The organism is Chloroflexota bacterium, from assembly GCA_016197225.1.
GTDB lineage: Bacteria > Chloroflexota > Anaerolineae > Anaerolineales > VGOW01 > VGOW01.
On the sequence record JACPWC010000001.1, the window covers coordinates 39,943 to 63,855 of the forward strand.

15 protein-coding genes are annotated in these 23,913 nt (G+C 60.1%); 14 read left to right on the top strand and 1 reads right to left on the bottom strand.

Annotated features, from left to right (window positions below; genetic code table 11):
* Positions 1-19 precede the first annotated feature (19 nt).
* The 3 genes from HYZ49_00170 to HYZ49_00180 all read left to right on the top strand — a co-directional run bounded on the left by HYZ49_00170 (position 20) and on the right by HYZ49_00180 (position 2,025).
* Positions 20-913: a hypothetical protein gene (locus HYZ49_00170; GenBank protein ID MBI3240697.1), complete on the top strand. Its 894-nt coding sequence runs from the start codon at positions 20-22 to the stop codon at positions 911-913.
* A gap of 66 nt (positions 914-979) precedes the next feature.
* The gene (yqeC, locus tag HYZ49_00175; protein ID MBI3240698.1) at positions 980-1,732 is read left to right on the top strand and encodes a putative selenium-dependent hydroxylase accessory protein YqeC; all 753 of its coding nucleotides are present in this window, start codon (positions 980-982) and stop codon (positions 1,730-1,732) included.
* A 98-nt stretch (positions 1,733-1,830) separates the two neighbouring features.
* Positions 1,831-2,025 carry a PspC domain-containing protein gene (locus HYZ49_00180; protein MBI3240699.1) on the top strand — a complete coding sequence of 65 codons (195 nt, stop codon included), beginning with the start codon at positions 1,831-1,833 and terminating at the stop codon, positions 2,023-2,025.
* A gap of 173 nt (positions 2,026-2,198) precedes the next feature.
* On the opposite strand, the gene HYZ49_00185 is transcribed toward HYZ49_00180, so the two are convergent.
* A complete protein-coding gene (locus tag HYZ49_00185; GenBank protein MBI3240700.1) occupies positions 2,199-3,605 on the bottom strand; it encodes a hypothetical protein in 1,407 nt (468 codons plus the stop codon).
* Positions 3,606-4,145: 540 nt separating this feature from the next.
* Here HYZ49_00185 and lepA point away from each other — a divergent pair.
* The 11 genes from lepA to HYZ49_00240 all read left to right on the top strand — a co-directional run bounded on the left by lepA (position 4,146) and on the right by HYZ49_00240 (position 23,849).
* Complete coding sequence (gene lepA / locus HYZ49_00190; GenBank protein ID MBI3240701.1) at positions 4,146-5,948, top strand: elongation factor 4; 1,803 nt, start codon at positions 4,146-4,148, stop codon at positions 5,946-5,948.
* A gap of 171 nt (positions 5,949-6,119) precedes the next feature.
* Positions 6,120-7,610: an NAD(P)/FAD-dependent oxidoreductase gene (locus HYZ49_00195; protein MBI3240702.1), complete on the top strand. Its 1,491-nt coding sequence runs from the start codon at positions 6,120-6,122 to the stop codon at positions 7,608-7,610.
* A gap of 109 nt (positions 7,611-7,719) precedes the next feature.
* Positions 7,720-8,721: a flippase-like domain-containing protein gene (locus tag HYZ49_00200; GenBank protein ID MBI3240703.1), complete on the top strand. Its 1,002-nt coding sequence runs from the start codon at positions 7,720-7,722 to the stop codon at positions 8,719-8,721.
* Positions 8,718-9,869: a glycosyltransferase family 4 protein gene (locus tag HYZ49_00205; GenBank protein ID MBI3240704.1), complete on the top strand. Its 1,152-nt coding sequence runs from the start codon at positions 8,718-8,720 to the stop codon at positions 9,867-9,869. Before HYZ49_00200 ends, HYZ49_00205 begins: the two co-directional genes overlap by 4 nt.
* 23 nt (positions 9,870-9,892) lie before the next feature.
* Positions 9,893-10,687 carry a class I SAM-dependent methyltransferase gene (locus HYZ49_00210; protein ID MBI3240705.1) on the top strand — a complete coding sequence of 265 codons (795 nt, stop codon included), beginning with the start codon at positions 9,893-9,895 and terminating at the stop codon, positions 10,685-10,687.
* Positions 10,688-10,730: 43 nt separating this feature from the next.
* Positions 10,731-12,926, top strand: coding sequence for a glycosyltransferase family 39 protein (locus HYZ49_00215; protein MBI3240706.1), 2,196 nt, complete (start codon positions 10,731-10,733; stop codon positions 12,924-12,926).
* Positions 12,927-13,004: 78 nt separating this feature from the next.
* Complete coding sequence (locus HYZ49_00220) at positions 13,005-18,146, top strand: glycosyltransferase family 39 protein (protein ID MBI3240707.1); 5,142 nt, start codon at positions 13,005-13,007, stop codon at positions 18,144-18,146.
* Between the two features lie 50 nt (positions 18,147-18,196).
* On the top strand, positions 18,197-18,796 hold the full coding sequence (locus HYZ49_00225) for an RNA polymerase sigma factor (protein MBI3240708.1): 600 nt from the start codon (positions 18,197-18,199) through the stop codon (positions 18,794-18,796).
* A gap of 92 nt (positions 18,797-18,888) precedes the next feature.
* On the top strand, positions 18,889-19,365 hold the full coding sequence (locus HYZ49_00230; protein ID MBI3240709.1) for a zf-HC2 domain-containing protein: 477 nt from the start codon (positions 18,889-18,891) through the stop codon (positions 19,363-19,365).
* Between the two features lie 3 nt (positions 19,366-19,368).
* Complete coding sequence (locus HYZ49_00235; GenBank protein ID MBI3240710.1) at positions 19,369-21,954, top strand: hypothetical protein; 2,586 nt, start codon at positions 19,369-19,371, stop codon at positions 21,952-21,954.
* Positions 21,951-23,849 (top strand): glycosyltransferase family 39 protein, encoded by a 1,899-nt coding sequence (locus tag HYZ49_00240; GenBank protein ID MBI3240711.1) that lies wholly within the window; start codon positions 21,951-21,953, stop codon positions 23,847-23,849. The genes HYZ49_00235 and HYZ49_00240 overlap by 4 nt, the downstream gene beginning before the upstream one ends.
* The last annotated feature ends 64 nt before the right edge of the window (positions 23,850-23,913 follow it).

A 23,913-nucleotide genomic window follows, 5' to 3' on the forward strand; every position in this document is an offset into this window, starting at 1 on the left:
CCGGCTTCGGAGGATGGCGATGAGAGACAAACTGCTGATGGCGTTGATTGTAGCAATGATGGTTGTTTCGGCGTGCGGCGCAGGCGAGAGCACGACTGCCGCCCCGGCGGCGACGGTGGCCGCTACTCAGGAATCGGTTGCCCCAACAGAGACGGCGGCCCCGGTTGAGCCGTCTCCGGTCGTGGAAGCGTCTGCCACCACGCCGCCTGCCGCCTCGGTCGAGTCGCTCCCGCCCGGCCCGATCACCCTGATCATGCTCGGCGACAGTTTGACTCAGGGCGACGGCGACGAGACCGGGCGCGGCTACCCGGGCCGGTTGCTCGATATGGTGAACGCCGTTCGCCCCGGTTCAACCGTCGTCAACCTGGGGCAGTCTGGGTGGAGCTCCGAGGCGTTGATTAACGGCGACCAAGGCCTCGCCAGCCAGCTGGATCGCGCGGTTGAGCAGGCGGCTTCGGCGAGCGGGCCGGTGGCCGCGTTTGTGTGGATCGGCAGTAACGATATGTGGTATCTCTACGAATACGGCGAAGGCTCGGACGAGGCCGACGCGCAAGACGTGGAACGCTTCGCCAACAACATCGAGACTATCGTCAGCCGCCTGCGCGATGCCGGGGCGGCGGTGTTTATCGCTCTGCTGGACGATCAATCGAAGCGCCCGGTTGCGCTCAAAGGTGAAGCCTTCCCCGGCACAACGCCCGACGAGCTGGCGCGTATGTCGCAGATTGTGGTTCGCTACAACACTGTGATCGGTAACACGGCAGTCAAGCACGGCGCAGTCACGGTTGACTTTTACAACACCACCATCTTCACCGACCCGGCCACGCTTTACGACGACGGCAATCATCCCAACCCAGCCGGTTACGACCAAATCGCTCAACTCTGGTTTGCCTCATTGGAGCCTTTGCTCAAATGAAAGCCGCCCGAATCCTTCTTTGCCTGACTCTGTAGTCGGGAGAGCCGCTCTTTGGAGTGGGCGCGCATGAAACTTCTCCAGGCGCTTAAAGTGGCTCCGGGTGACGTCGTCGCCTTTGTAGGCGGCGGGGGCAAGACCACAGCCATGTTCCGGCTGGCGGCGGAAATCATGGAGTCGGGCCAGCGGGTCGTTACCACCACCACCACCCGCATCTTCGCCGCCCAGACCCGCCTCGCGCCCGTTCACGTCCAATCGCTGGCCGGCTTGCAATTCGCCCTGCAAACCTCACCTCACGTTCTGCTCACCGGCGAAGTTGATCCGGTTGAAGGCAAAGCGTTTGGTGTTTCGCCGGAAACAATCCAAAATATAAACTCCCAAATCCCAAATCCCCAAATCCCAATTCTGATTGAGGCCGACGGCTCGCGTATGAGGCCTTTCAAAGCGCCCGCCGAGCACGAGCCGGTGATTCCTGATTGTGTGACGCTGGTAGTGGCAGTGATTGGTGTTGAGGTGATTGGCAAGCCGCTGAATGAGAGGCACGTTCACCGCCCGGAGTTAGTAGCCGACATCTACTCTGGCGAGACGGTGACACCGGAGATGGTTGCGGCGGTGTTGTCGAGTCCGCTCGGCGGGCGAAAGAATGTGCCTGCCGGGGCGCGCTTCATCCTGCTCATCAATAAAGTTGAGAGCGATGAGCAACTGCAAACGGCGCGAGCGATTGCCGGGCTGTTGCTGAAGGCGAGCGGCGTTGACGGCGTGGTGATTGGCGCAGTGGGGCGGGAGGGGGAGCCGGTGGTGGAATTGGCGAATGAGGAATGACGAATGGCAAATGGCAATTTGCCTTTCGTCGCAGTAGCGGCGGTCTGAAACTTTGCCGCCGTCTCGCTGTCTAATTTCGTGAACAGGAGGAAAACAAAATGAACGCAACCAAACATTCATTGCGACGCTCGCGCCGCGACCGGGTTTTCCTGGGCGTGTGCGGCGGCCTGGGCGAGTTCTTCGGCGTCAGTTCGTTCTGGTTCCGGCTGGCGTTTCTCATCGCCTTCATCCCCGGCGGCGTGCCGGGCTTCAGCCTCTACCTGTTGTTGTGGCTGATCATCCCGAGCGAGTAGAGCGATTTGCCCGCTTCGCGTCGCTCAACAATAGAAACCCGGAAGGTTGCGCGAAGCGGCCTTCCGGGTTTTGTTTTGTAATAGACTTTATCGAGAATAAGGTCAAGACCTGTCAGGTCTCGTGCAGAGTCTGAAAATTGCAGACAACTTGCTGAGACCTGACAGGTCTTCGTTTAAACCGTCGGCGCCGTAGCCGTCAAAATAAAAAACGCAGCGAAGGCGATGGAAGCGGCCAGCACCCCCACGCCGGCCCAGACAACACGCGGACTCAACGGTTCAGCCGCCTCAGCCGGGCGGCCCAGCCCGCCCAGCCACCCGCCGAGCGACGCGCCGACCCAGCCGAACCACAGCGCCGCAACTAAACCCATTAGGATCATGAGCGGCGCGACGCCGGCGTTGATGCGCGGATAAATCATCAGGGCTGGGATGGCGATCAGGCTGACCACGAGCGAGGCGGTTGCCCCGACGAGGTTGCCGCCGATCAGAGTCGCGTTTGAGTCGGCGCTTTTCAGTCGCGCCCAGTGCCAGGCGTCCATCGCCAGCGCCGCCGGGAACATGAGCAGATGCGCGTTGAGGCCCATGCCAATCTCAGAATTCCAGACGCCGAGCGCGGTGAGAAGCAAGAGGCGCATGACGAGCATGACCAGCATGACGAGCGTGGCAACCCCGGCCCGGCGCAGGGCGCGGACGGCGAAGGCACCGAAAAAGATGGAGACCGAAACGACGACGACCGGGTAGAGCCATTCGGGCCGCGACCAGAACGAGACGCGGCTGGCGTCGCCGATAGCGTGCAGGCCGTCCCACTCGGTGGTGGAAAATTGAATGCAGAACAGCAGGGCCAGAGCCATGACCAGGACGGCCAGCGCCTCTTGTAGTTGAAGGCCCGGGAGTCCGCGCCAGGCGTGGCGCGGCAAGAGTGAAAGCTGGAGGGCGATGGCGGTGAGGGTGACGAATATGGAGCCGGTGGTGAGGAAGAGATGCGGCAGACTCCAGGCAGTGATGTCGAGGCCGTAAATCTGGTGCCAGATCAGATCGGACGGGCCGGAGGCGCTGAGGTAGAAGGCGGCCAGGGCCAGCAGGCCGATCATCGGCTCGGCGCGGAAGCGTTGGCGGATACTGCCCCGCCCGCGCAAGGCGTTGAACAGGCCGCCAACGGCGAAGAGCGCCGTCAGCCCCATGCTTCCGTAGATGAGTTGATGGGGCCGCCAGAAGAAATCGTCGAGAACGATGCCGGAGCCAAACGTGCGGTGCCACACTTCATCCCAAAACGCGCCGACGACGAACAGCATGCTGCTGATGATGACCAGCACGCTGACGAGTTGACGCAGGGCAGGTGAGGCCGTTGCGCTTTGGGCGCGCGCGGGCGATGGCATGGGGCTGAGATACAGCCACCAGGTGAGCAGGCCGAACGCAAGGATCATGGCCGAGAGAACGACCAGGCCGGCGATGAACAGTGGGCCGGTTTTGACCGCACCGCCCCAGTAGCCGATGGCGACTAACAGCGCCAGAGCCACGCCGCCGATCAACAGAGGCCGGGTTTTGGGCCAGAGGTTGGTTTGTGAAGGTGTTGAAGGGGTCATGTTGGGAGTCTCCTGCACGGTGATTATAGTGCATAAAAAAGACCCTTGGTTGACCGGTGCCTCGCGCAACAACCCGACTTTATCTAAGAGCCCATCCTTGTTTACGTCTTTCGTTCGGCAATCGGGTGCGCGTTTGCGGCCTTTAGCAAAAGGTGTCAAAAGCTGTCACTTTTGGAAAAATGGTCATCAGTTGGCGAGCAAAGAGCGGCAGTAAACAAAAAACCGTCTCTCGGCGATTCTTTCGACGCCGATAAGACGGTTTGGTTGGGCCAACTACCTGGCCGAAGCTCACGTTATTGCTCCCAAACTAAAGGCCAACACAGGGAGCGGCAGAAGCCTTACAGAACAATTGGGGGAAGAACTATAACCCGCACTCCAAGACCATATTACTCCTCTTTAGCCGTCAGAAGATAGCCTCATCCGTTCTAATTTCGCTTGCCCACCTTGTCTCACTAACCACCTTTCTCCTCCGCCCAATCTCAGGTATACTTCCCCTCAACGGGAGACGCAGTCTCCCGTTTATCACGTTACGCGAGACTTATGGACACCGCCCACATCCGCAACTTCTGCATCATCGCTCACATTGACCACGGCAAGTCCACGCTGGCCGACCGGTTGTTGCACCTCACCGGCACTGTACCTGACCGCGACACGACCGAGCAGATTCTGGATTCAATGGACCTTGAACGCGAGAAGGGCGTGACGATCAAGGCCTCCGCCGTTCGCATGAGCTACACCGCCCTCGACGGCTCGACCTACGAACTCAACCTGATTGACACGCCCGGCCACGTGGACTTCACCTACGAAGTCAGCCGCGCCCTCAACGCCTGCGAGGGTGCGATTCTGGTTGTGGATGCTTCACAAGGGATCGAAGCCCAAACGCTGGCTAACCTCTATCTTGCCCTCGGCGCGGGACTCGAAGTCATCCCCGTCATCAACAAGATTGACCTGCCCGCGGCTCAGCCCGACGAAGTGGCGAAGGAAGTGAGCAACCTGCTCGGCACGCCCGAAGAGCAGATCATCAAGATTTCGGCCAAAGAGGGCCTCAACGTGCGCGACGTGCTGGAAGCGGTGGTGAAGCAAGTGCCGCCGCCCAAAGGCGACGACGCTTCGCCGGCCCGCGCTCTGATCTTCGATTCGCATTACGACACTTACAAAGGCGTGATCGCTTACGTTCGCCTTCTCGAAGGCATCATTAGCATGAGCGACGACTTGCTGTTGATGGCGACCGGGGTCAAAGTGAAGCCGGTGGAGATTGGCACGTTCTCGCCGAAGATGGTAGTGACCGGGCGCTTGACTCCCGGCGAAGTGGGCTACGTGGCGACCGGCCTCAAGACGGTGCGCGAGTGCCGAGTCGGCGACACGATCACACTGGCGGCCAACCCGGCCTCCGAAGCCCTGCCCGGTTATCAACGAGTCAAGCCGATGGTGTTCGCCGGGGTGTATCCGGTTGAGGGCGAAGACTACGCCCTGCTCAAGGACGCGCTGGAGAAATTGCAACTCAACGATGCCTCGCTTGAGTATCAACCTGAGACTTCGACCGCCCTCAACTTCGGCTTCCGCTGCGGCTTCCTCGGCCTCTTTCACATGGAGATTATTCAGGAGCGGCTGGAGCGCGAATACGATTTAGACATCATCGCCACTGCGCCCTCGGTGGAATACGAAGTGGTCACCGTCACTGGCGAGACGCTCCGGGTGGACTCCCCCGCCGATTTGCCCGACGAAGGCACGATCACCGAAATCCGCGAACCCTGGATGCGGATTCAAATTTTCACGCCCGACGAATACTACGGCACGATCATGGATTTGGTGACGAAGCGGCGCGGCATTTTTATCAGCCAGGAACATCCTGCGCCGCAACGTGTTCAACTGACCTACGATATTCCGCTCGGCGAATTGATCGTGGACTTCTACGACCAACTCAAGTCGCGCACGCGCGGCTATGCTTCGCTCGACTATCAGTTCGATAGCTACCGCGCCGACGATCTGGTAAAACTGCAACTGCTGGTCAACGAAGAGCCGGTGGACGCGCTGGCGATGATCGTCCACCGCGACATGGCTTATCACAAGGGCCAGATGCTGGTGAGCAAACTCAAGGACTTGATCCAGAGCCAGCAGTTTGCGATTCCGATTCAGGCCGCGGCCGGCGGGCGGATCATCAGCCGAGCCAACGTCAAGGCCATTCGCAAGAACGTGCTGGCCAAGTGCTACGGCGGCGACATCAGCCGCAAGAAGAAACTGCTCGAAAAGCAAAAGCGCGGCAAGCGGCGGATGAAGAGGGTGGGGCAGGTGGAGATTCCGCAAGAGGCGTTTATGGCGGTGCTGAGGCTGGGCGAGGAGTGAAGTTTTACAAAATGTGCGATTGAAATCGCGGCAACGAAGAGCGCGAAGTCCGCCTTCGCGGACTAAAATCTTGCGGAAATAGCCTGCGAAGGCAGGCTTCGTGCGGTCTGTTGGTGCGGTTTCCAACCGCCGTAGATCAAATTTGCAGAGGTCGAGCGAGGAGTGAAGGAGTTGCCTTCAGAGCGCGAAGCAAGCACTAACCACGCCCGCCACGTCGTCATCATCGGCGCCGGGCCGGCCGGGCTGACGGCGGCCTGGGAGTTGATCCGGCGCGACGTGCAGGTGACGGTCTTGGAAAAGTATCACCTCGTCGGCGGCATCGCCCGCACCGAGCAATACAAAGGCTACTACTTCGACATCGGCGGCCACCGCTTCTTCACCAAAGTAGACGAAGTGAACAAGCTCTGGCAGGAGTGGATGGGCGACGAGTTCCTTCTGCGCCCGCGCACCTCGCGCATTTACTACGACGGCAAATTTTTCGATTACCCTCTGCGCGCCTTCAACGCCCTTTTCAACATGGGCCTCTGGCGAAGCGCCCTGATCATGCTCTCGTACATCCGCTTTCGCCTTTTCCCCTACAAACAAGAAGACACTTTCGAACAATGGGTCACCAACCGCTTCGGCAAGCGCCTCTTTGAAATTTTCTTCAAGACCTACACCGAAAAAGTGTGGGGCATCTCCACCAGCGAAATCCGCGCCGATTTTGCCGCCCAACGCATTAAAGGGCTATCGTTGTTCACGGCCATTCGCAATGCGTTCTTCAAACCGCGCGGCGAGCAGATCAAAACCCTCATCGAAGAATTTCACTATCCCCGCAACGGGCCGGGCATGATGTGGGAACGGGTGGCGGAACTGGTGGCCCGGCGCGGCGGCAAAGTGTTGATGAACGCCGACGCAGTCAAAATAAAACGCGACGGCGACAACGTGATCGGAGTGGAAGCCGTCGTGAACGGGGAAGCCTGTTTCTTCCCCGCCACCGACGTGATCTCCTCTGCGCCACTTACCGAACTCATCGCCAAACTTGATCCCCCGCCGCCGCCTGAAATCCGGACTTCGATCAAGCATCTCTCGTACCGCGACTTTCTCACCGTTGTCCTGATTCTCGACAAGCCGAATCTTTTTCCCGACAACTGGATTTACATCCACAGCCCGGAAGTGCAAGTGGGCCGCATCCAGAACTTTGGCAACTGGAGTCCGTTCATGGTTCCCGACCCGAACACCTCCAGCCTCGGCCTCGAATACTTCTGCGCCGAAGGCGACGCACTGTGGCAAATGGCCGACGACGAATTGTTGAAGTTGGGCAAGCGCGAACTGGAAAGGATCGGCCTGACGAAGGGCGCAACGGTGATTGACGGCACGGTCGTGCGCCAGCTCAAGGCCTACCCGGTTTACGACGCCGTGTACGCCGAGCATCTTGAGGTGATCAAAAACTACCTGGCCGGAATCCCCAACCTGCAAACGGTTGGCCGCAACGGCCTGCACAAGTACAACAACCAGGATCACTCCATGCTCACTTCGATTTACGCCGTCGAGAACATGCTCGGCCTGGGGCGGCACGACCTGTGGGAAGTGAACACTGAACGCTCTTATCACGAAGAAGTGCGGATCAGCAAAGACCAGAAGAAAGTGGAAGAGAAGCCGGTGGATATTTTGGAAGCGTAAAGAGGGGACGCGGATGAACGCGGATTTTTCTTTCTTTATCTGCCAAACCGGCGTTCACACTTGCCCGTCGAGTATAATTGCGCGGTATTCTTTCTAAAGGCGGCAACTTGTGAAAATCAACTGGAAAGTTCTATTCGGCTTCCTCGTCAGCCTGATCTCAATCGGCATCATTCTGTGGAATGTTGACCTGGCCGAGGTGGGCAAAGAACTGGTGAAGGCCAACTACCTCTGGTTCATTCCAGCCATCATTCTGAACATGGCTGGAACCTGGGCCAAGAGCGTGCGCTGGCAGGCTCTGCTCGACAACAAAATCTCCACCTCGCGCTCGTTCTGGATCTCCAATGCCGGCAACCTGCTCAACAATGTCCTGCCGCTCCGGCTCGGCGAACTCAGCCGCGCCTACCTTGTCAGCCGCAATAGCAATGTCACCGTGATGCAGGGTCTCTCCACCGTCATCATCGAGCGCCTGCTCGACGTGCTCACAATCTTCGGGATGTTGATATTAGTGATTCCGTTTGTGCCCGCCGGCGGCTTTCTGGTGCAGAGCGGCACGGCCCTGGCCGCCATCGCGTTTATCGGCGTCGCCGGAATGTTCATCGCCGCCGCGTTGCGGACTCAGGCGATGGCGGTGGCCCGTTTTTTTCTCAAACCGTTTCCGGCCAAGCTGAGCGAGACTTTACTCAAGCAAGGCGATGAATTTTTGCTGGGTGTCAGCGCCGCCGGGGGCAAACGCCTCCTGGCGGGGATATTTTGGTCTATCATCACCTGGCTCGGCTGGGGCGGCGCGTCTTATCTCATGTTGCTCTCCTTCGTGCCGGGCGCGCAATTGAACGTGGGCATCTTTGTCACTTGCGCCCTGGCGCTTGGTCTGAGCATTCCATCCGCGCCTTCGGGTGCGGGGTTGTATGAAGCGGGCGCAGTGGCCGGGTTGGCCGTCTTTGGCGTCCCCTCCAATGTGGCCCTGGCTTACGCCATCACCGCTCATCTCCAAAGCTTCATCCTCACCGGCATCTTCGGCACCATCGGCCTCGACCGCGAAGGCGAGAGCTTCTCTCACCTGGCCTCGGCGGCCCAAACCGTGATGGCCTCGGCCCGACCCGGCGATAAATGAAGATTCTGGTCGCGCTGACTTATTATCGCCCGCACGTCTCGGGTCTGACGATCTACGTCGAGCGCCTGTCGCGGGCGTTGGCCCGGCGCGGTCACGCCGTCACCGTGCTCACCTCACATTACGAGCCGAGCCTGCCGCTGAATGAGATGATGGACGGCGTGCGGGTGGTGCGCGCCCCAGTGCTGGCCCGCGTGAGCAAAGGCGTGCTCATGCCCACCCTGACCTTTCTGGCGACCAAGTATATGTGGCAGAACGACGCCCTCAGCCTGCACCTGCCGCAACTCGACGCCAGCGGCATCGCCACCCGCGCCAAACTTCTCAACAAGCCCAGCATCCTCACTTATCACTCCGACTTGCTTCTGCCGCCGTCGTTTGTCAACCGTGTGGCGAGCACGGTGGTGAACGCCAGCAACCATGCCGCCGCGAAACTGTGCGACGCCATCTCGGCCTACACCGACGACTTTGCCAAACACTCACCTTATCTCTCGAAGTATCTCCACAAAGTGCGTGTCATCGCCCCGCCGGTTGAAATTCCCGAACCGGATGAGGAAGAGGTTCATGGTTTCGTGGAACGTTACGGCCTGCACGGCAAAACCGTGCTTGGCCTCGCCGGGCGTTTTGCGGCTGAGAAAGGCATCGAATACTTGCTCGAGGCTTTGCCGGGCATCATGACGAAGTATCCAAATGTTGTCGTCGTTCACGCCGGGCCGCGTGAGGCAATTGGCGAGTCGGCCTACTTGCGAAAGCTGGAGCCATTGCTGGAAAAGTATCGCGACCACTACGTTCACGTCGGCACCCTCAACGCCAAAGGGATGGCCGCCTTCTTCAAGGCTTGTCACGTCACAACTTTGCCCAGCATCAACAGCACCGAAACGTTTGGCCTGGTGCAGATCGAGTCCATGATGTGCGGCACGCCGGTCGTCGCCAGCGACTTGCCGGGTGTGCGCCAGCCGACGACGATGACGGGCATGGGCCGGGTCGCGTCCATTTGTGACTCGGTTGCCCTGGCCGAAGCCATCCTCGACGTGCTGGATCATCGCGAGAAGTACCTCCGGCCCCGGGCCGAGATTGCCGATGTGTTTTCGCCCGATGCCGTGGCCGCCCGGTACGAAGCCCTCTTTGAAGAACTGAAACATCGCCGCAACTGAAAACTCACCCGCCCTTAATCAATATGACTGATGATCTGCTCTGGCGACAACTCAAAGCCATGCCCGCCTTTCGCGGCTTGCTGAGAGCGGTCGAAGCGAAGTTTTACGATGGCCTGACCCTGCCCGAACCGGCGCTCGACCTCGGCTGTGGCGACGGCCACTTTGCTTCCGAAACGTTCGACCGCCCCCTCGCCGCCGGAATCGATCCCTGGTGGTTGCCGCTCAAAGAGGCCCGGGCGCGCAACGCTTACAAAGTTCTGGCTCAGGCCGACGGTACCCGACTGCCGTTTCCGGCCCAGCACTTCGCCAGCGCCGTCAGCAATTCGGTGCTGGAACACATCCCGGAGCTGGACCCGGTGCTGGCCGATCTCAACCGGGTGCTCAAGCCGGGCGCTACCTTCATCTTTTGTTCGCCGAGTGACTACTTCCTGGAGTTTCTATCCATCTCGCACTTTCTGCGGCAGGTAGGACTTCGCGGACTTGCAGAAATGTACGAACGGTTCTTTAATCGTATCTCCAGACATCACCACTGCGATTCGCCCGATGTATGGCGTGAACGGCTAGCCCGGGCCGGCTTTGCCGTTGAACGCCACTGGTATTATTTTTCGCCCGGCGCGCACGCCGCCCTGGAGTGGGGGCATTATCTTGGCCTGCCCGCCGCCGTTGCCAAAACGCTCACTGGCCGCTGGATACTCTGGCCCAGCCGCGCCAACCTGTGGCTGACCGAAAAACTCCTGCGACGCTTCTTTGAAGAAGGCAAGCAGGAGAAGGGCGCGTATATATTTTTTGTGACGAAGAAAATTCACAATGCGCCATAAATTTACGAATTGTGCATTGAGCATTGTGAATTGAGTATTCCTTATGACTCTCTGGGACGCTTACCTCATCCTCCTCTCCCGTCTCGGGCTGGCCCCGCGGCCCACCGCCGCCGACGGCTTGCCTGTGGAACTGCCAGCGTTCGAGTCGCTTCGCTCCGCGCCCGTCCTGCGTCCCGCGCGCCAGCCTATCGATCTCACCCGGCAACTTAATCTGGCCCGCTGGCTCGGCCTGCCGCTGGGGATCGCCTTTGCCCTGACTGGGCAGTGGAGCCTCTCGCAGAACCGCGAAGCGCTGGGGCAGGGCGTCCTCCTGCTGGCAATTGGCCTCGTCATTTTTGCCGTCGTCGTCTGGCGCGAATCTTTGGATTTGCGATCAGCGCCTGCCGAGACGTTGCCTCTTCTCGATCTCGCGCCGCAAGTGGAGACTCGCGTCCGCTGGGGCGTGGCCGCGCTGGCTTTGTTGTGGAGCGGCCTGACCTACTTCTTCCTCAAGAACAACGATTTCAACATCTTTGGCCGGCTCAGTTGGGCCATGAGTCTGATCGCCTGGGTCGCCGCCTTCTGGCAGGGGCCGCTGGGCCTTAAGTTGAACTGGCACTTGTTGTGGGAACGATTGTGGCGCGGCGAGTTCAACCTTCGCCTTACGAACAAGCTCTTCTTGTTCCTCCTTGTGCTGGCCGTCTCTGCCGGGTTTCGCTTTGCCAACCTGAACAGCGTGCCGGTGGAGATGACGAGCGATCACGTCGAGAAACTTCGCGATGTGAACGACATTTTGAGCAACGGCGTCCGCCCGATCTTTGAGGCCAGCAATGGCGGGCGCGAGCCGATGGAGTTTTATCTGGCCGCCATTGCCGCCAACGTCTTGCCCACCGGCCTCTCGCACCTCACCCTCAAACTGCTCACCTCCCTCGTCGGCTTCCTCACCCTGCCGTTCATCTTCCTGCTCGCCCGCGAAATCGCGGACGACGATTGGATCGCAATCCTGACGATGCTGGCCGCCGGGATCGGCTGGTGGCCCAATGCCATCAGCCGCAACGGCCTGCGCTTCCCGTTCGCGCCGTTCTTTGGCACACTGGCCTTGTGGCTCATCATCCGCGCCCTCAAGCGCCAGAGCCGAAATGATATGTTGCTGGCCGGGCTGGCGATTGGCCTCGGGTTGTATGGCTACACGCCGATCCGGGTCGTGCCGCTGGCGGCGGCAGTGGCTTTTGGGCTGTATGCGCTTCATCACTGGAACAGGGCGCAGGCCGCGAAGCTCGCCGCCTGGCTGGGCATGGCGGCGCTGATCATCGTGGCCGCGTTCGTGCCTATGATTCGTTACGCCGCCGATGCGCCGCAGGACTTCTGGCGGCGTACCCTCACCCGCGTCGTCGGCGACACCGGCGCAGAAACGCCGCCCACCTTGAGCCGGTTCCTATCGAACGAGTGGAATTCACTCCGCATGTTCTCGTGGACGGCAGACTCGGCCTGGCTGGTTAGCCCGGCAGGCCAGCCGGCGCTGGACTGGGTCATGGGTGGCCTGTTTGCCCTTGGCGTCCTTTACCTGCTCTATCGTTACGTTCGCCGCCGCCACTGGCTGGACTTGTTCCTGCTGATTTCGATTCCGGTGCTGTTGTTGCCGTCCACGATGGCCCTGGCCTTTCCCATCGAGAACCCGTCGCTTCACCGGTCGGGGGTGGCGATCCCGGTCGTATTTTTAATAGTGGCGCTTCCCCTGCGTCTGTTGGTAGAACACAGTCAATCGCTTATCACCGGGTGGCGAGGCCGTTTAGTCGGCCTGGGGCTGGTCGGCGCGCTGGTCTTTCTCTCGGCGCAGAACAATTGGGACATCCTCTTCGTCAACTATGCGCAGCAATATCGGGACTCGGTGCAGAACGCCTCCGAGTTGGGGGCGCTGGTAAAATCGTGGGCCGAGTCGGTTGGCTCTTACGACACCGTCTTCATTCGCGCTTATCCATATTGGGTGGACACGCGGTCGGTAGGCATTTATGCCGGGCAGTTCGGGTGGGACAACGCCATTCTGGATGCCGCCAAGTTGGGCGACATGGTGAACGACCCGCGTCCGAAGTTGTATATTTTGAACCGGCACGATGCCGAGAGCATTGCCCTCTTGCGGCAAATTTATCCGCAGGGCAAACTGGCGTATCGCGCCTCGACGTTTCACGACAAGGATTTTGTGACATTCTTTGTGCCGGGTATCGTGGACTTTGACGAGACCACAATCCCTCTGCCGAATTAATGTATCCACAGATTTCGCAGATTTTCGCAGATTGACTCTATCTGTGTAAATCTATGAAACCTGTGGTTTGAGTTGATTATGTCTGAAAGCACAGCCGCCGACGAAATAGAAATGCCGGGTTCCGAACTTCAGCCGCCGATGACGGGCGGCGTGATTGATTCCACTCTGGCACTCACCGAAGCCCGCGAAGTTGAACGCGCCGCGCCGCGAACTGCCAGCCTGGACTGGCGCGGTCTGGCGGTTGACCTCTTGCTCGTCCTCCTCGTCGCCGCCGGTTTGTACTTCCGCTTCAGTTGGACAAATTGGAACCAGGGCACCGACCTGCACCCGGACGAATACGGCCTCACCGGCACCCTCACTCAACTCCATATTCCCAAATCTCTGGGCGAGTATTTCAACACCCGCATCTCGCCGATGAGTCCGTATCAGAAATATGACATTGACGGCCTGCCCATCCCGCCCGACCCGGAGTACCCGGTTCCCGACAACCGCATGAGGTGGGGCCAGTGGCCGCTCACCATCATTCGCTTCGCCGCCGAAGTCACCGGCAACACCGATTACACCAAGTTGCGACTCATGGGCCGCCAGCTCTCGGCCCTGGCCGACAGCCTGTCTTTGCTGATCATTTTCCTGATCGGCTCACGTTTATACAACCGGCGCGTTGGCTTGCTGGCCGCGGCCCTCAGCGCCCTGGCCGTCATGCAGATTCAGCAGTCGCACTTTATGACGGCGGACAACATCGCCGGGACGTTCACGGCCTTGACCATGTATTTCGCCGTCCGGGCGGCGCAGGCCGTCCCCGTCACCGGAGAGCGGGCGACAGGGAAAGGGAGTCGCTATCGCGATTGGCTTTGGTATGTTCTCTTCGGCGTTTCTTTCGGCATGGCCCTGGCCTCGCGCATCAACCTCCTGCCGCTGTTCGGCGAGATTCTGGCGGCGGCCTTCATTGCTTACACCGACCGCTGGCTCAAGGCGCAAAAAGAGGGGCGCGACCCAACCAACCTGTTGATCGAAGCCGGCTGGCGGATCGCGTTGGCCGCCGTGTTTGCTTTCATCGCTTTCCGCGTCACCCAGCCCATGTCCTTCCGCGCCGAGACAGGCGACACGACCCTCTTCACGATTAAACCGAATCCGGAATGGTCGGAGAGCATGGCTGTGGCTCAGGCCGAGTCGAGCGGCATCGGCGGCGGCCCGCCCGGCGAGCAATGGACAAATCGCCCGGCGCTGATCTTCCCCTTCATCAACATGGTGATCTGGGGCATGGGCCTGCCGCTTGGCCTGGCGGCCTGGGCCGGTTTGGCCTGGGCGGCCTGGCGCTCGCTCAACACTTCAGCCTGGCGGCTTCATCTTTTACCGCTCACCTGGGCCGGCGGTTACTTCCTGTTCATGGGCACGCGCTGGGTCAAGTCCGTTCGCTACTTCCTGCCCATCTATCCTTTCATGGCCCTGTTTGCGGCGTGGGCGGTTTACGAGTTGTGGGCGATGGCGAAACGTGATAAAGACGAAGGACCGCTTCGCGAGACGAAGGACGAACGCAAACCTTCGTCTATCGTCTATCGTCTGTCGTCGGCGGCGCTCTTCGCTGTCGTCACCCTCGGCACCCTCACCTGGGCCTGGGGCTTCACCAGCATTTACCGGACTGACAACTCGCGTATCCAGGCCTCCAGGTGGATTTACCAAAACGTCCCCGCCGCTTTCAACCTGACTCTCGATACAGCCGACGGCGTTTATGTTGAGCCGATCTCTGCGCCCTTCCCGGCGCAAATCGCCGGCGACCAGCCTTTGCTGGCCGTGCTTGAACCACGCGTGAGCGGCACAGTAAATTCAGTAACAGTTGGACATGCACGCGACCTGGCCGGCGCTTCAACCGCCATCTTGCATGTCGTCCTCTCGGCCAACCCTGAAGGCACGCAACCGCTGGCTCAGACTGACGTGATCATCGAAACGGAAGACCCCGGCCTGCCGGGCGGCACGTTCATCGCGCCGCTCGGCCCCGTCCAACTGGAGAAGGGCACGCGTTATTACCTTCTCGCCTCAGGCGGGCCGGAAAACTTTTTGGAAGTGACAGGGTCGGCCATTGCCAATGAGTCGTGGGACGAAGGCCTGCCGCTGCGAATAGAAGGGCGCGACGGGTTTGGCGGCCTCTATCGTGGCCTGACGATGGAAATGCGCTGGGGCGACGACGAGAACAAGCGCCAGATGATCATCAACAACCTGACTGAGGTTGATTACCTCATCCTGCCCAGCCAGCGCGCCATCTGGAGCGCCTCGCGCCTGCCCAACGCCTACCTGATGACGATGGAATACTATCGCGCCTTGTTCGATGGCCGATTAGGCTTCGACCTCGTCGCCCAATTCCAATCGCCGATCACCATTGGCCCGCTTCAAATCTCCGACGTGGCCGGGTCTGTGGCCTGGGGCCGCCAACCCGACCTGCCGATCTCTAAAGCCGAACCCTGGAACGACAACATCTTCTCAGCCGAGGAGGCCTTCAGCGTTTACGACCACGCGCCGGTGTGGGTCTTCAAGAAGCGCGCCGACTTCACCATTGAGAAAGCCTCGGCGGTGCTTTATGCTGTTGACCTGACCCGGGTCGTCAATCAAGGGCCGCGCGAGGCCACTGCCGCCCCGACTCTGCTCATGTTGCCGCGTGATCGCGTGACTGAGCAACAGGCGGGCGGAACCTGGTCGCAAATGTTCAACCGGAACAGCCCGCTCAATGCGATTGAACCGCTGGGCGTCGTGGCCTGGTGGCTCACCGTCGTTTTATTGGGGTGGCTGGCTTTCCCCATTACCTTCGTTGCCTTCAGCGGCCTTCATGATCGCGGCTTCGCCTTCACCCGCAACGTCTCACTGTTGCTAATTTCCTGGACGGCCTGGTTGTTAGCCAGCGTTCAACTTCTGCCCTTCACTCAGTTAACGCTGTGGCTGGTGGCGCTGGCCCTGGTTCCGGTGTCGGCCTTCATCGTCTGGCGGCGCGGGAGCGAGATCAAGGCCTGGCTGGCCGAAAACCGGCGCTATGTGTTGATCGTCGAAATACTCTCGCTGGGCTTCTTCGTCTTCTTCCTGCTCATCCGGCTGGGCAACCCCGACTTGTGGCATCCGTCTTATGGCGGCGAGAAGCCAATGGACTTTTCGTACTTCAACGCCGTTCTCAAGAGCACTTCGTTCCCGCCTTACGATCCCTGGTTTGCCGGCGGTTACTTGAACTACTACTATTACGGTTTTGTCATCGTCGCCACCGTCACCAAGATGCTGGGCATCGTGCCGTCGTTTGCCTACAACCTCATTCTGCCTATGTTGTTCTCGCTCGTCGGTATCGGCGCGTTTGGCGTGGCTTACAACTTAGTGGCGAGCAGCCGGAAACCAAAAGCTGAAGAATCAATCAATAACCAATACCCAATTACCAAAACCGCCAACCCCTACTTCGCCGGCCTCGCCGCCGCTTTGCTCTTTGTGGCGCTAGGCAACCTGGGCCAGAAGGACGTGATTATGAAGGCCCTGACGCGAGCCGGGGCGGACGTTCAAACGGCCTCGCCGCTCTTTGCCGATCTTCAGCGGGCGGCAGTGGGCGCGTGGCGCATTTACGTAGAACGCCAGCCGACGCCGATCGGCACGGGCGAGTGGTATTGGAACGCCACTCGCGTCACCCCCGAAGTGACGATTGCCGAGTTTCCATTCTTTACCTTCCTTTACGCCGACCTGCACGCACACATGATTGTGCTTTCCATGTCAGTCGTCACCCTCGGCTGGATCGTGTCGTTGGTGAACAACGCCCGGAGCGGGAAGCGGCCTGGTTGGTTAGAGACGGTTGCTCTGTGGGCAATCGGCGGGCTGGCCTTTGGCGTCATCCAGCCCTCAAACTTGTCGGACTATCAAACTTACTGGCTGCTGGGGGGTGTAGCAATTTTCTATGCCGAGTATCTCAAGCACGGCAAGTTTAGCATCCGGTTCTTGATTGACGTGAGTTGGCGGTGCATACTTTTGATCGGCCTGGCCAGTGTGCTCTTCCGGCCTTACACGGCCTGGCGCGGCGAAGGCTACGGCGCAATCGAACTCTGGAAGGGCGACCGCACACCGCTCGACTCTTACATCATCATTCACGGCTTGTTCCTGTTCATCGCCCTCGGCTTCCTGCTGGTCGAGACGCGGCGCTGGATGCAAAAGACGACGCTCGACGAAGTGAGAGACTTGATCAACCCGGCCCTGTTCACGCTGGCCGTGTTTGTAGTATTTGTGATCGGGTTATGGCTTGCCGGTTACAAGGTTGCCGTCATTGCCCTGCCGCTCGTCGCCTGGACGGGCTTGTTGATGATCCGGCCCGACGCCGAACCGGAACGGCGGGTGACGCTGGCGCTGTTTGGCCTCGGCCTGCTGTTGACGATGGTGGTGGAAGTCGTCGTGGCCAAGGGCGACATTGGCCGGATGAACACCCAGTTCAAGTTTTACCTTCAGGTGTGGACGTTCCTGAGCGTGGCCTCCGGCCCGGCTCTGGCCTGGGTCTGGGCGCAGATGCCGGAGTGGGTATCGCTCAACCGCCGGGTCTGGCAGATAGCGCTGGCCGTGCTGGTTGTGGTGGCCGCGTCTTACACGGCGACTGCGGCTTCGGCCAAAATACGCGATCGTTTCCCTCAACGCACGGCGGTCTTGGACTCAACCGAACCGGGCGTTGATTGCAAAGCCATCCCTGGAATGCCGTTGCTGTACACCCAGAGTTCAGATGTGAAAGATCAACCTCACAGTTTGGATGGCATGGATTATATGCAGTGGAGCGCGCATTGCGATCAGGGCTACTACATCCCGCTCAAGTACGATTACGACGCCATCCGCTGGATGCAGGACAATGTTCAAGGCTCGCCGGTGATTGTGGAAGTGAACACGCCGGAGTATCGCTGGGGATCGCGGTATACGATCAACACCGGCCTCCCCGGCGTTGTCGGCTGGAACTGGCACCAGCGGCAGCAGCGCGGCGTCGTCGTCTCTGATACTCTGGTCACCAAGCGCGTGGAAGACATCGGCCTGTTTTATTCGACGCTGGACGAAACCGAAGCGCAAGCTTTTCTAAAGAAATACAATGTAAGCTACATTGTGGTCGGCGGCTACGAATTGGCCTACTACCCGCCCGAATCGTTCGTCAAGTTCGAGCGCATGGTGGATGCCGGCCTGTTGAAGGCCGCCTACCAGAATGACGGCGTGGTGATTTACGAGGTGGTGAAGTAGGGCGATTTGCCCGCTTCGCGTCGCTCTACAGCGGATTTTAGGCTCTGGCCGTGTATAACTCTGAAGAACGTGTGACCGACTTGCTTCGCGCCGCCCTGGGGGGCGACGACTCGGCGGTGGAGGCCCTCTTCCGGCAGTTCAGCCCGGCGGTGTTCCGGCTGGCGGCCAGCTTGCTCAACGACGCCGACGATGCCGAGGAAGTGACTCAGGATACGTTTGTGTACGCGCTGAAGAATCTGGGCCACTACGACCCGGCCCGCTCGGCGCTTCAGACCTGGCTCTTCACCATTGCCGTTAGCCGGTGCCGCAACAAGCGGCGGCGCAAGTGGCTGGAGACCGTGCCACTGGCGTGGTTTGCCCGCCACGAATCGCGGCGCGGCTCAATCCGTTCGCTGGAAGACTGGCTGGCGGCGCGAGGCGTTCAGCGCGAACTGTGGGCGGCGGTGCAAGCCCTCTCACCCAAACTGCGCGAAGCCGTCCTACTGCGCTTCGTCGGCGACCTGCCTTACGCCGAAATTGGCGAGGCCGTTGGTTGCGGCGCAAAAGCCGCTGAGTCTCGGGTGCGAACCGGCATTGTGGCGCTCAGGAAACAGTTGGCGGCTCCGGGCGCCCCGCAAGAGGAGTGGCTGGAGGCGCTGGACGCGACTTGATGGCGTTGTTCTGAGCGGGTGCGAGTAGGAGCGCTTTGCAAGCGCGATGTTTTTAGAGAGGCCGGACGACTGTCCGGCCTTTGCCTGAAAAAATGGAACACGTTTCTGAAGAACTACTACTGGTTTACATTGAAAATCGGCTCGGACCTGAGGCGCGGGCGCGAGTCAACTCGCATTTGCGCGAGTGCGAAGTCTGCCGGGCCGAGGCCGCCGAAGCCCGGCAAACGCACGCGGCTCTGAAGATTGCCGCCCAGGCCTTGTCGCGTTTGCCATTGCCACCTCTGGCCTGGGCAGGCGTGCGCGACCGGCTTGGCCGCCCCGGCATTTTGCCCGCCGTCCGACGGTCGTGGCAAGTGGCGGCCAGCACAGCGGTGGTGGTGATGGCCCTGGTTTCCAACCTCACGCTCAACGCCGCGCGGGCGGCGACGCCCAGCGTCCCGGCCATTCAGACTCCTGCCGCCCATAGCATCGTTTTGGACACGGCAACGGTTGAAGCGACTCGTGACTTGCCGCTCACCGACTCTACGTTTACGCCGACGCTGACCCCCGGGCCGGGAGCAACGAATTAACTTATGCCTGATTTGCTTGCGTTTTTTCTGTGGTGGTTGATCGTCACCATTTTTGGTTTCGTCGCCTGGCCCATCCTTTTCTGGTTCTTCCGTTTCCTCCCCGATCGCGGTTATAGCCTTTCAAAGACCGGCGGCCTGCTGGCGGTGGGTTACGTGGGCTGGTTGCTGGGCAACTTTGGCTTTGTGCTGGTCAACCCCGGCGGCGTGGTCGCCGCCCTGCTCATCGTCGGCGTCCTTTCTGCATTTGCCTTGCGAAGCGGCAACTCTGCCGAGATGGGAAAGTGGCTGAGGCAAAATTGGCAGGTGGTACTGATCACCGAGATCATCTTTCTGGCCGCCTTTGCTTTCTGGGCTTACGCCCGCGCCCTCAACCCCACCATCACCGCCACCGAAAAGCCGATGGAGTTTGCCTTTCTCAACTCGGTGCTTCGCACCGGAACCCAGCCGCCGGGCGATCCCTGGCTTTCGGGCTATGCCATCAGCTACTACTACTTTGGCTACATCATCATGGCCATGCTCATCTCGCTCTCCGGCGTTCTGCCGAGCGCGGGATTCAATTTGGGCATTGCCTTACTGTTTGCGCTCACGGCTCTAGGCGCATTTGGGGTGGTGTTGAATTTGATAGCAGGAGTCAGGAGTCAGGACTCAGGAGTCAGAGTTGGCAGGGCCATCATGCCCGCTCTGCTCGGCCCGCTGTTCATGTTGATCGGCAACCTCAACGGCTTCCTTGAAGTGATGCACAAGATGGGACTGTTTGGCGAGAGTTTCTGGGCGTGGCTGGACATCAAGTGGACGAACGTGGCCCCGACTCTGCCCAGTGCCGGCTGGATGCCCGACCGTTTTCTGTGGTGGTGGCAGGCCTCGCGGGTGGTTCACGACATCAACCCTTTCACTGGCGCAGAGATTGAAGTGATTGACGAGTTCCCCTTCTTTTCATTCTTGCTGGGCGACATGCACCCGCACGTGCTTGGCCTGCCGTTTGTTTTTCTGGCGATTGCCTTTGCCCTGAACTTGTTTTTGATGGTGCAGACCAACGCCGACAAACCGCGTGCAACTGCTGAGACAAATGAACCAAATCAACAGATGACCTCATTGGCTTGGCCGGAGTCGTTAGTGGTTACGGGAATTTCGAGAGCTTTCTCGTTCTTGAAATCCGATGATTGGCAACAATGGCTGCCGCCACTGGCCTGGCCTGATTTGCTGATTGGCGCAATTCTGCTCGGCGGCCTCTCGTTCCTGAACACCTGGGACTTCCCGATTTATATTTTCGTCGTCGTCGCCAGCTACACGGTGGCGCGCGGTTTGCGCGACAGTTGGGCAACGGATGTCTGGCGCGACGGCATTTCGCTCGGCGCTGGACTGGCGGTGTGCGGCGTGTTGTTATATTTGCCGTTCTACATCGGCTTCCGTTCGCAGTTGGGCGGCATTTTGCCGAACGTGATCTTTGCCACTCGCCTTCAGCAGTTCGCGGTCATGTTCGGCCCGTCGCTGTTTGTGGTGCTGGCCCTCATGGGCTGGCTTGTCGCTCGCCGCTGGCGAACAATGGAATGGCGGGGCGGGGCGATGATTGCTTTCTCTATTTTAGCCAGCCTCATGATCGTCTGCGCGCTTTTGGCATTCTTCATCATCACCAGCGACCGGCCCGACGCGCAACAGGCTATTGACAGCATGATCGGGACGGCCAATTTGCAGGATGTGTTGCCTCAGGTGTTGCGCCTGCGGTTGGAGCGGGCCGCCATGCCGCTCCTGCTCACGTTGCTATTGGCGGTTGCGGCGGCCTGGGTTTTCGCCCCGCGACAGAAAACGGATGACGAGCCGAGCCGGCCCAACCTTGATCTGACTCCCTTCGCCGTCATTTTGATCGCCACCGGGGCGCTTCTCACCCTCGGCCCGGAATTCGTCTACCTGCGCGATTTCTTCGGCTGGCGCATGAACACCGTCTTCAAGTTTTATTATCAGGCCTGGGTGATCTGGTCAATCGCCGCCGCGTTTGGAACGTATTTGCTTTTGCAGGCTCTGAAGCCGGTTGGCAAGACTCTGTTCGGGGCCGGGGTTGCCGCCGTGTTGGCCCTGGGCCTGATCTACCCCGTGCTGTCCACAACGACCATCACCGAAAACTGGATGGGCACAACGCGCGATCTCGAAGGCAACCCGTACGCCACGCTCGACGGCATGGCCTACATGGCAACCTCGCGAACGTCGGATTACGAAGCCATCAAGTTTTTGAATGCGACGGTGGCCGGGCGGCCCGTGATCGCCGAAGCAGTGGGCGGCAGTTACACGGAATATGCGCGGGTGGCGGCCCACACCGGTCTGCCGACGGTGATCGGCTGGCCGTTCCACGAACTGCAATGGCGCGGCAACACCGAAGCCTCCGGCGGGCGCGAGGACAAGATCAAGCTTCTTTATCAAGCGCCAACGTGGACAGAGGCGCAGGTAATTTTGGACGAGTTCAACATACGCTACGTTTACGTTGGCCCGATGGAAGCGGCGCAGTACGGCGCTGATGGCCTGGGCAAGTTTGCCCGGTTCATGCGCGTGATCTATCAGGCCGACGGCGTGACGATTTACGAACGGAAGGATAAATGACGGCAATCGGTCGAGAGGCGCGAGACGCTCCCGCGTCAAGCACGCAAGCTGAAATTTTTAATTTGGAATCGGCGCTCACGGTTGAGACCGGGCTGTACGTTTTGATTGGCCTGGCCGCCGTGTTTTTGCGGCTGCATGCGTTGGGTGAGTCGCCGCTTTCGCAGGCCGAAGCGCGCGAGGCGCTGGCCGCCTGGCGCTATGTGGTTGCCGCCGGTGAGCCTCTTCAGCCGGTGAGCGCGGCCTGGTTCACCCTTACCTCGTTTGCCTTTTCGCTATTTGGCGCGAACGAGTTCTGGGCGCGGCTCTGGCCGGCTCTGGCTGGCACGGCGCTGATCTTTACGCCGCTCACTTTCCGGCGCGAACTGGGCCGGGGCGGGGCGCTGGTTGCCAGCGGGTTGTTGGCGATCTCATCCGTCCTCATTGCTTCGTCGCGGGTTGCCGACGGCACAACGTTGGCCGCGCTTGGCCTGTGGTTGGTCGTGGCCGGCTGGCGAATGTTTGCGGGGAACGAAAACGACGCCGAGGCGCGCGGTTTGCTTCTGGCCGGCCTGGGCCTGGGGCTTGGGCTGGCCAGCGGCCCGCGATTCTTATCCGGCCTGGCAGCGGGTGTTTTAGCGGCGTTGCTGGTGGCGCTGGTGCGGCCAACCTTTGTTCAGGAAACGCAAAAAGGTTTGACGCTATTGAAAGGCAACTGGTCTCGTTTGCTGATCCCGGCTGGGCTGACCTTCTTTCTGCTGTCGTCGGCAGTGATGATTAATCGGCCCGGTCTGAGCGCGGCGGGCGAGGCCCTCCCGGCCTGGATTAGAGGCTGGGCGCCGTCACTCGATGGGCGGCCAATCGGCCTTGTGCCACAAATTCTTGTCGTCTACGAACCCTTGCTGGTCATGCTCGGAATCGGCGGCTTGTATGTGGCCTTTCTTTCCGGCCTCTGGCACAACTTTGCCTCACGCTTCGTTCAAATTGAAACCGAACCCAACGCCTGCGATTTACCCTGGCGTGAGCCGGCCAAAGTTTTAGCGGCGGTTGCAGTGGGCGCAATTCTGTTTGGGCAGATATACAGCGGGCGTGAGGCGAGCGATGCCTTGTGGGTTGTTTTCCCGTTGGCTCTGCTGGGCGGCAGAGCACTGGCCGATTTATTCTCTGAAACCGAAGCCGCCGAAGGCGAATGGCAGACAGTAGCCGCGCAGACCGCCGTGCTGTTTGTGATGTTGACTTTTGCCTACTTCAATTTGGGCGCGTACGCCCGCTCCATCACGTTTGCTGTCAGTAGCAGTCCTTACCTGCCGCTGGCTCTGGCAGGCGGCGTGCTGGCTCTGGCGGTGGTCGTCACGGTGTTGTTCGCCCTCGGTTGGAGCAAGCGGGCGGCGGTGCGCGGCGGGGTGATTGCCCTGGGCGCGATCATGCTGGTGGGCACGATCGGCGCCGGCTGGCGGCTGACCCAGCGAAGCGACAACCCGCGTGAGCTTTGGAACCCGACGCCGACGACCGGCAATATTCACCTGCTGACGAAGACCATTGAGGACATCTCGGATCGGACCGTGGGGAGCGACGGCGACCTGGAAGTGGTGGTGTTGAACGACCCGACCTGGGACGACCGGAATGGTTTGCTGGCCTGGGAATTGCGAAACTTCTCGAAACTGAAATTTGTGGACGGGCTGTCGCCCGAAGAACTTGGCCCGGTGGTGATCACCGGCGAAACCGTTTTTGACGAGACGCTCAACGGCACTTATGTCGGGCAACGCTTTGCCCTCTTTGGCCGTTCGATCCCGCGCCTGTTTTCGCTCGACGGTTTCATCAACTGGTGGCTGTACCGGAGCGGCGGCGACGTGGAATACTCGCGCAAGGTGTTGTGGGTGCGGCAGGATGTGCAAACCCTGAGCGAAAAGAATCAATGATGTAACCACAGATGACACTGATTGCACGGAATGAATCTGTGAAATCTGTGTAACCTGTGGTTGC

What these genes read in the sequence shown, in the direction of transcription:
- HYZ49_00170 (MBI3240697.1), top strand. Translation starts at nt 20, where the DNA reads ATGAGAGACAAACTGCTGATGGCGTTGATTGTAGCAATGATGGTTGTT.
- yqeC (MBI3240698.1), top strand. Translation starts at nt 980, where the DNA reads ATGAAACTTCTCCAGGCGCTTAAAGTGGCTCCGGGTGACGTCGTCGCC.
- HYZ49_00180 (MBI3240699.1), top strand. Translation starts at nt 1,831, where the DNA reads ATGAACGCAACCAAACATTCATTGCGACGCTCGCGCCGCGACCGGGTT.
- HYZ49_00185 (MBI3240700.1), bottom strand. Translation starts at nt 3,605, where the DNA reads ATGACCCCTTCAACACCTTCACAAACCAACCTCTGGCCCAAAACCCGG.
- lepA (MBI3240701.1), top strand. Translation starts at nt 4,146, where the DNA reads ATGGACACCGCCCACATCCGCAACTTCTGCATCATCGCTCACATTGAC.
- HYZ49_00205 (MBI3240704.1), top strand. Translation starts at nt 8,718, where the DNA reads ATGAAGATTCTGGTCGCGCTGACTTATTATCGCCCGCACGTCTCGGGT.
- HYZ49_00210 (MBI3240705.1), top strand. Translation starts at nt 9,893, where the DNA reads ATGACTGATGATCTGCTCTGGCGACAACTCAAAGCCATGCCCGCCTTT.
- HYZ49_00215 (MBI3240706.1), top strand. Translation starts at nt 10,731, where the DNA reads ATGACTCTCTGGGACGCTTACCTCATCCTCCTCTCCCGTCTCGGGCTG.
- HYZ49_00220 (MBI3240707.1), top strand. Translation starts at nt 13,005, where the DNA reads ATGTCTGAAAGCACAGCCGCCGACGAAATAGAAATGCCGGGTTCCGAA.
- HYZ49_00230 (MBI3240709.1), top strand. Translation starts at nt 18,889, where the DNA reads ATGGAACACGTTTCTGAAGAACTACTACTGGTTTACATTGAAAATCGG.
- HYZ49_00235 (MBI3240710.1), top strand. Translation starts at nt 19,369, where the DNA reads ATGCCTGATTTGCTTGCGTTTTTTCTGTGGTGGTTGATCGTCACCATT.
- HYZ49_00240 (MBI3240711.1), top strand. Translation starts at nt 21,951, where the DNA reads ATGACGGCAATCGGTCGAGAGGCGCGAGACGCTCCCGCGTCAAGCACG.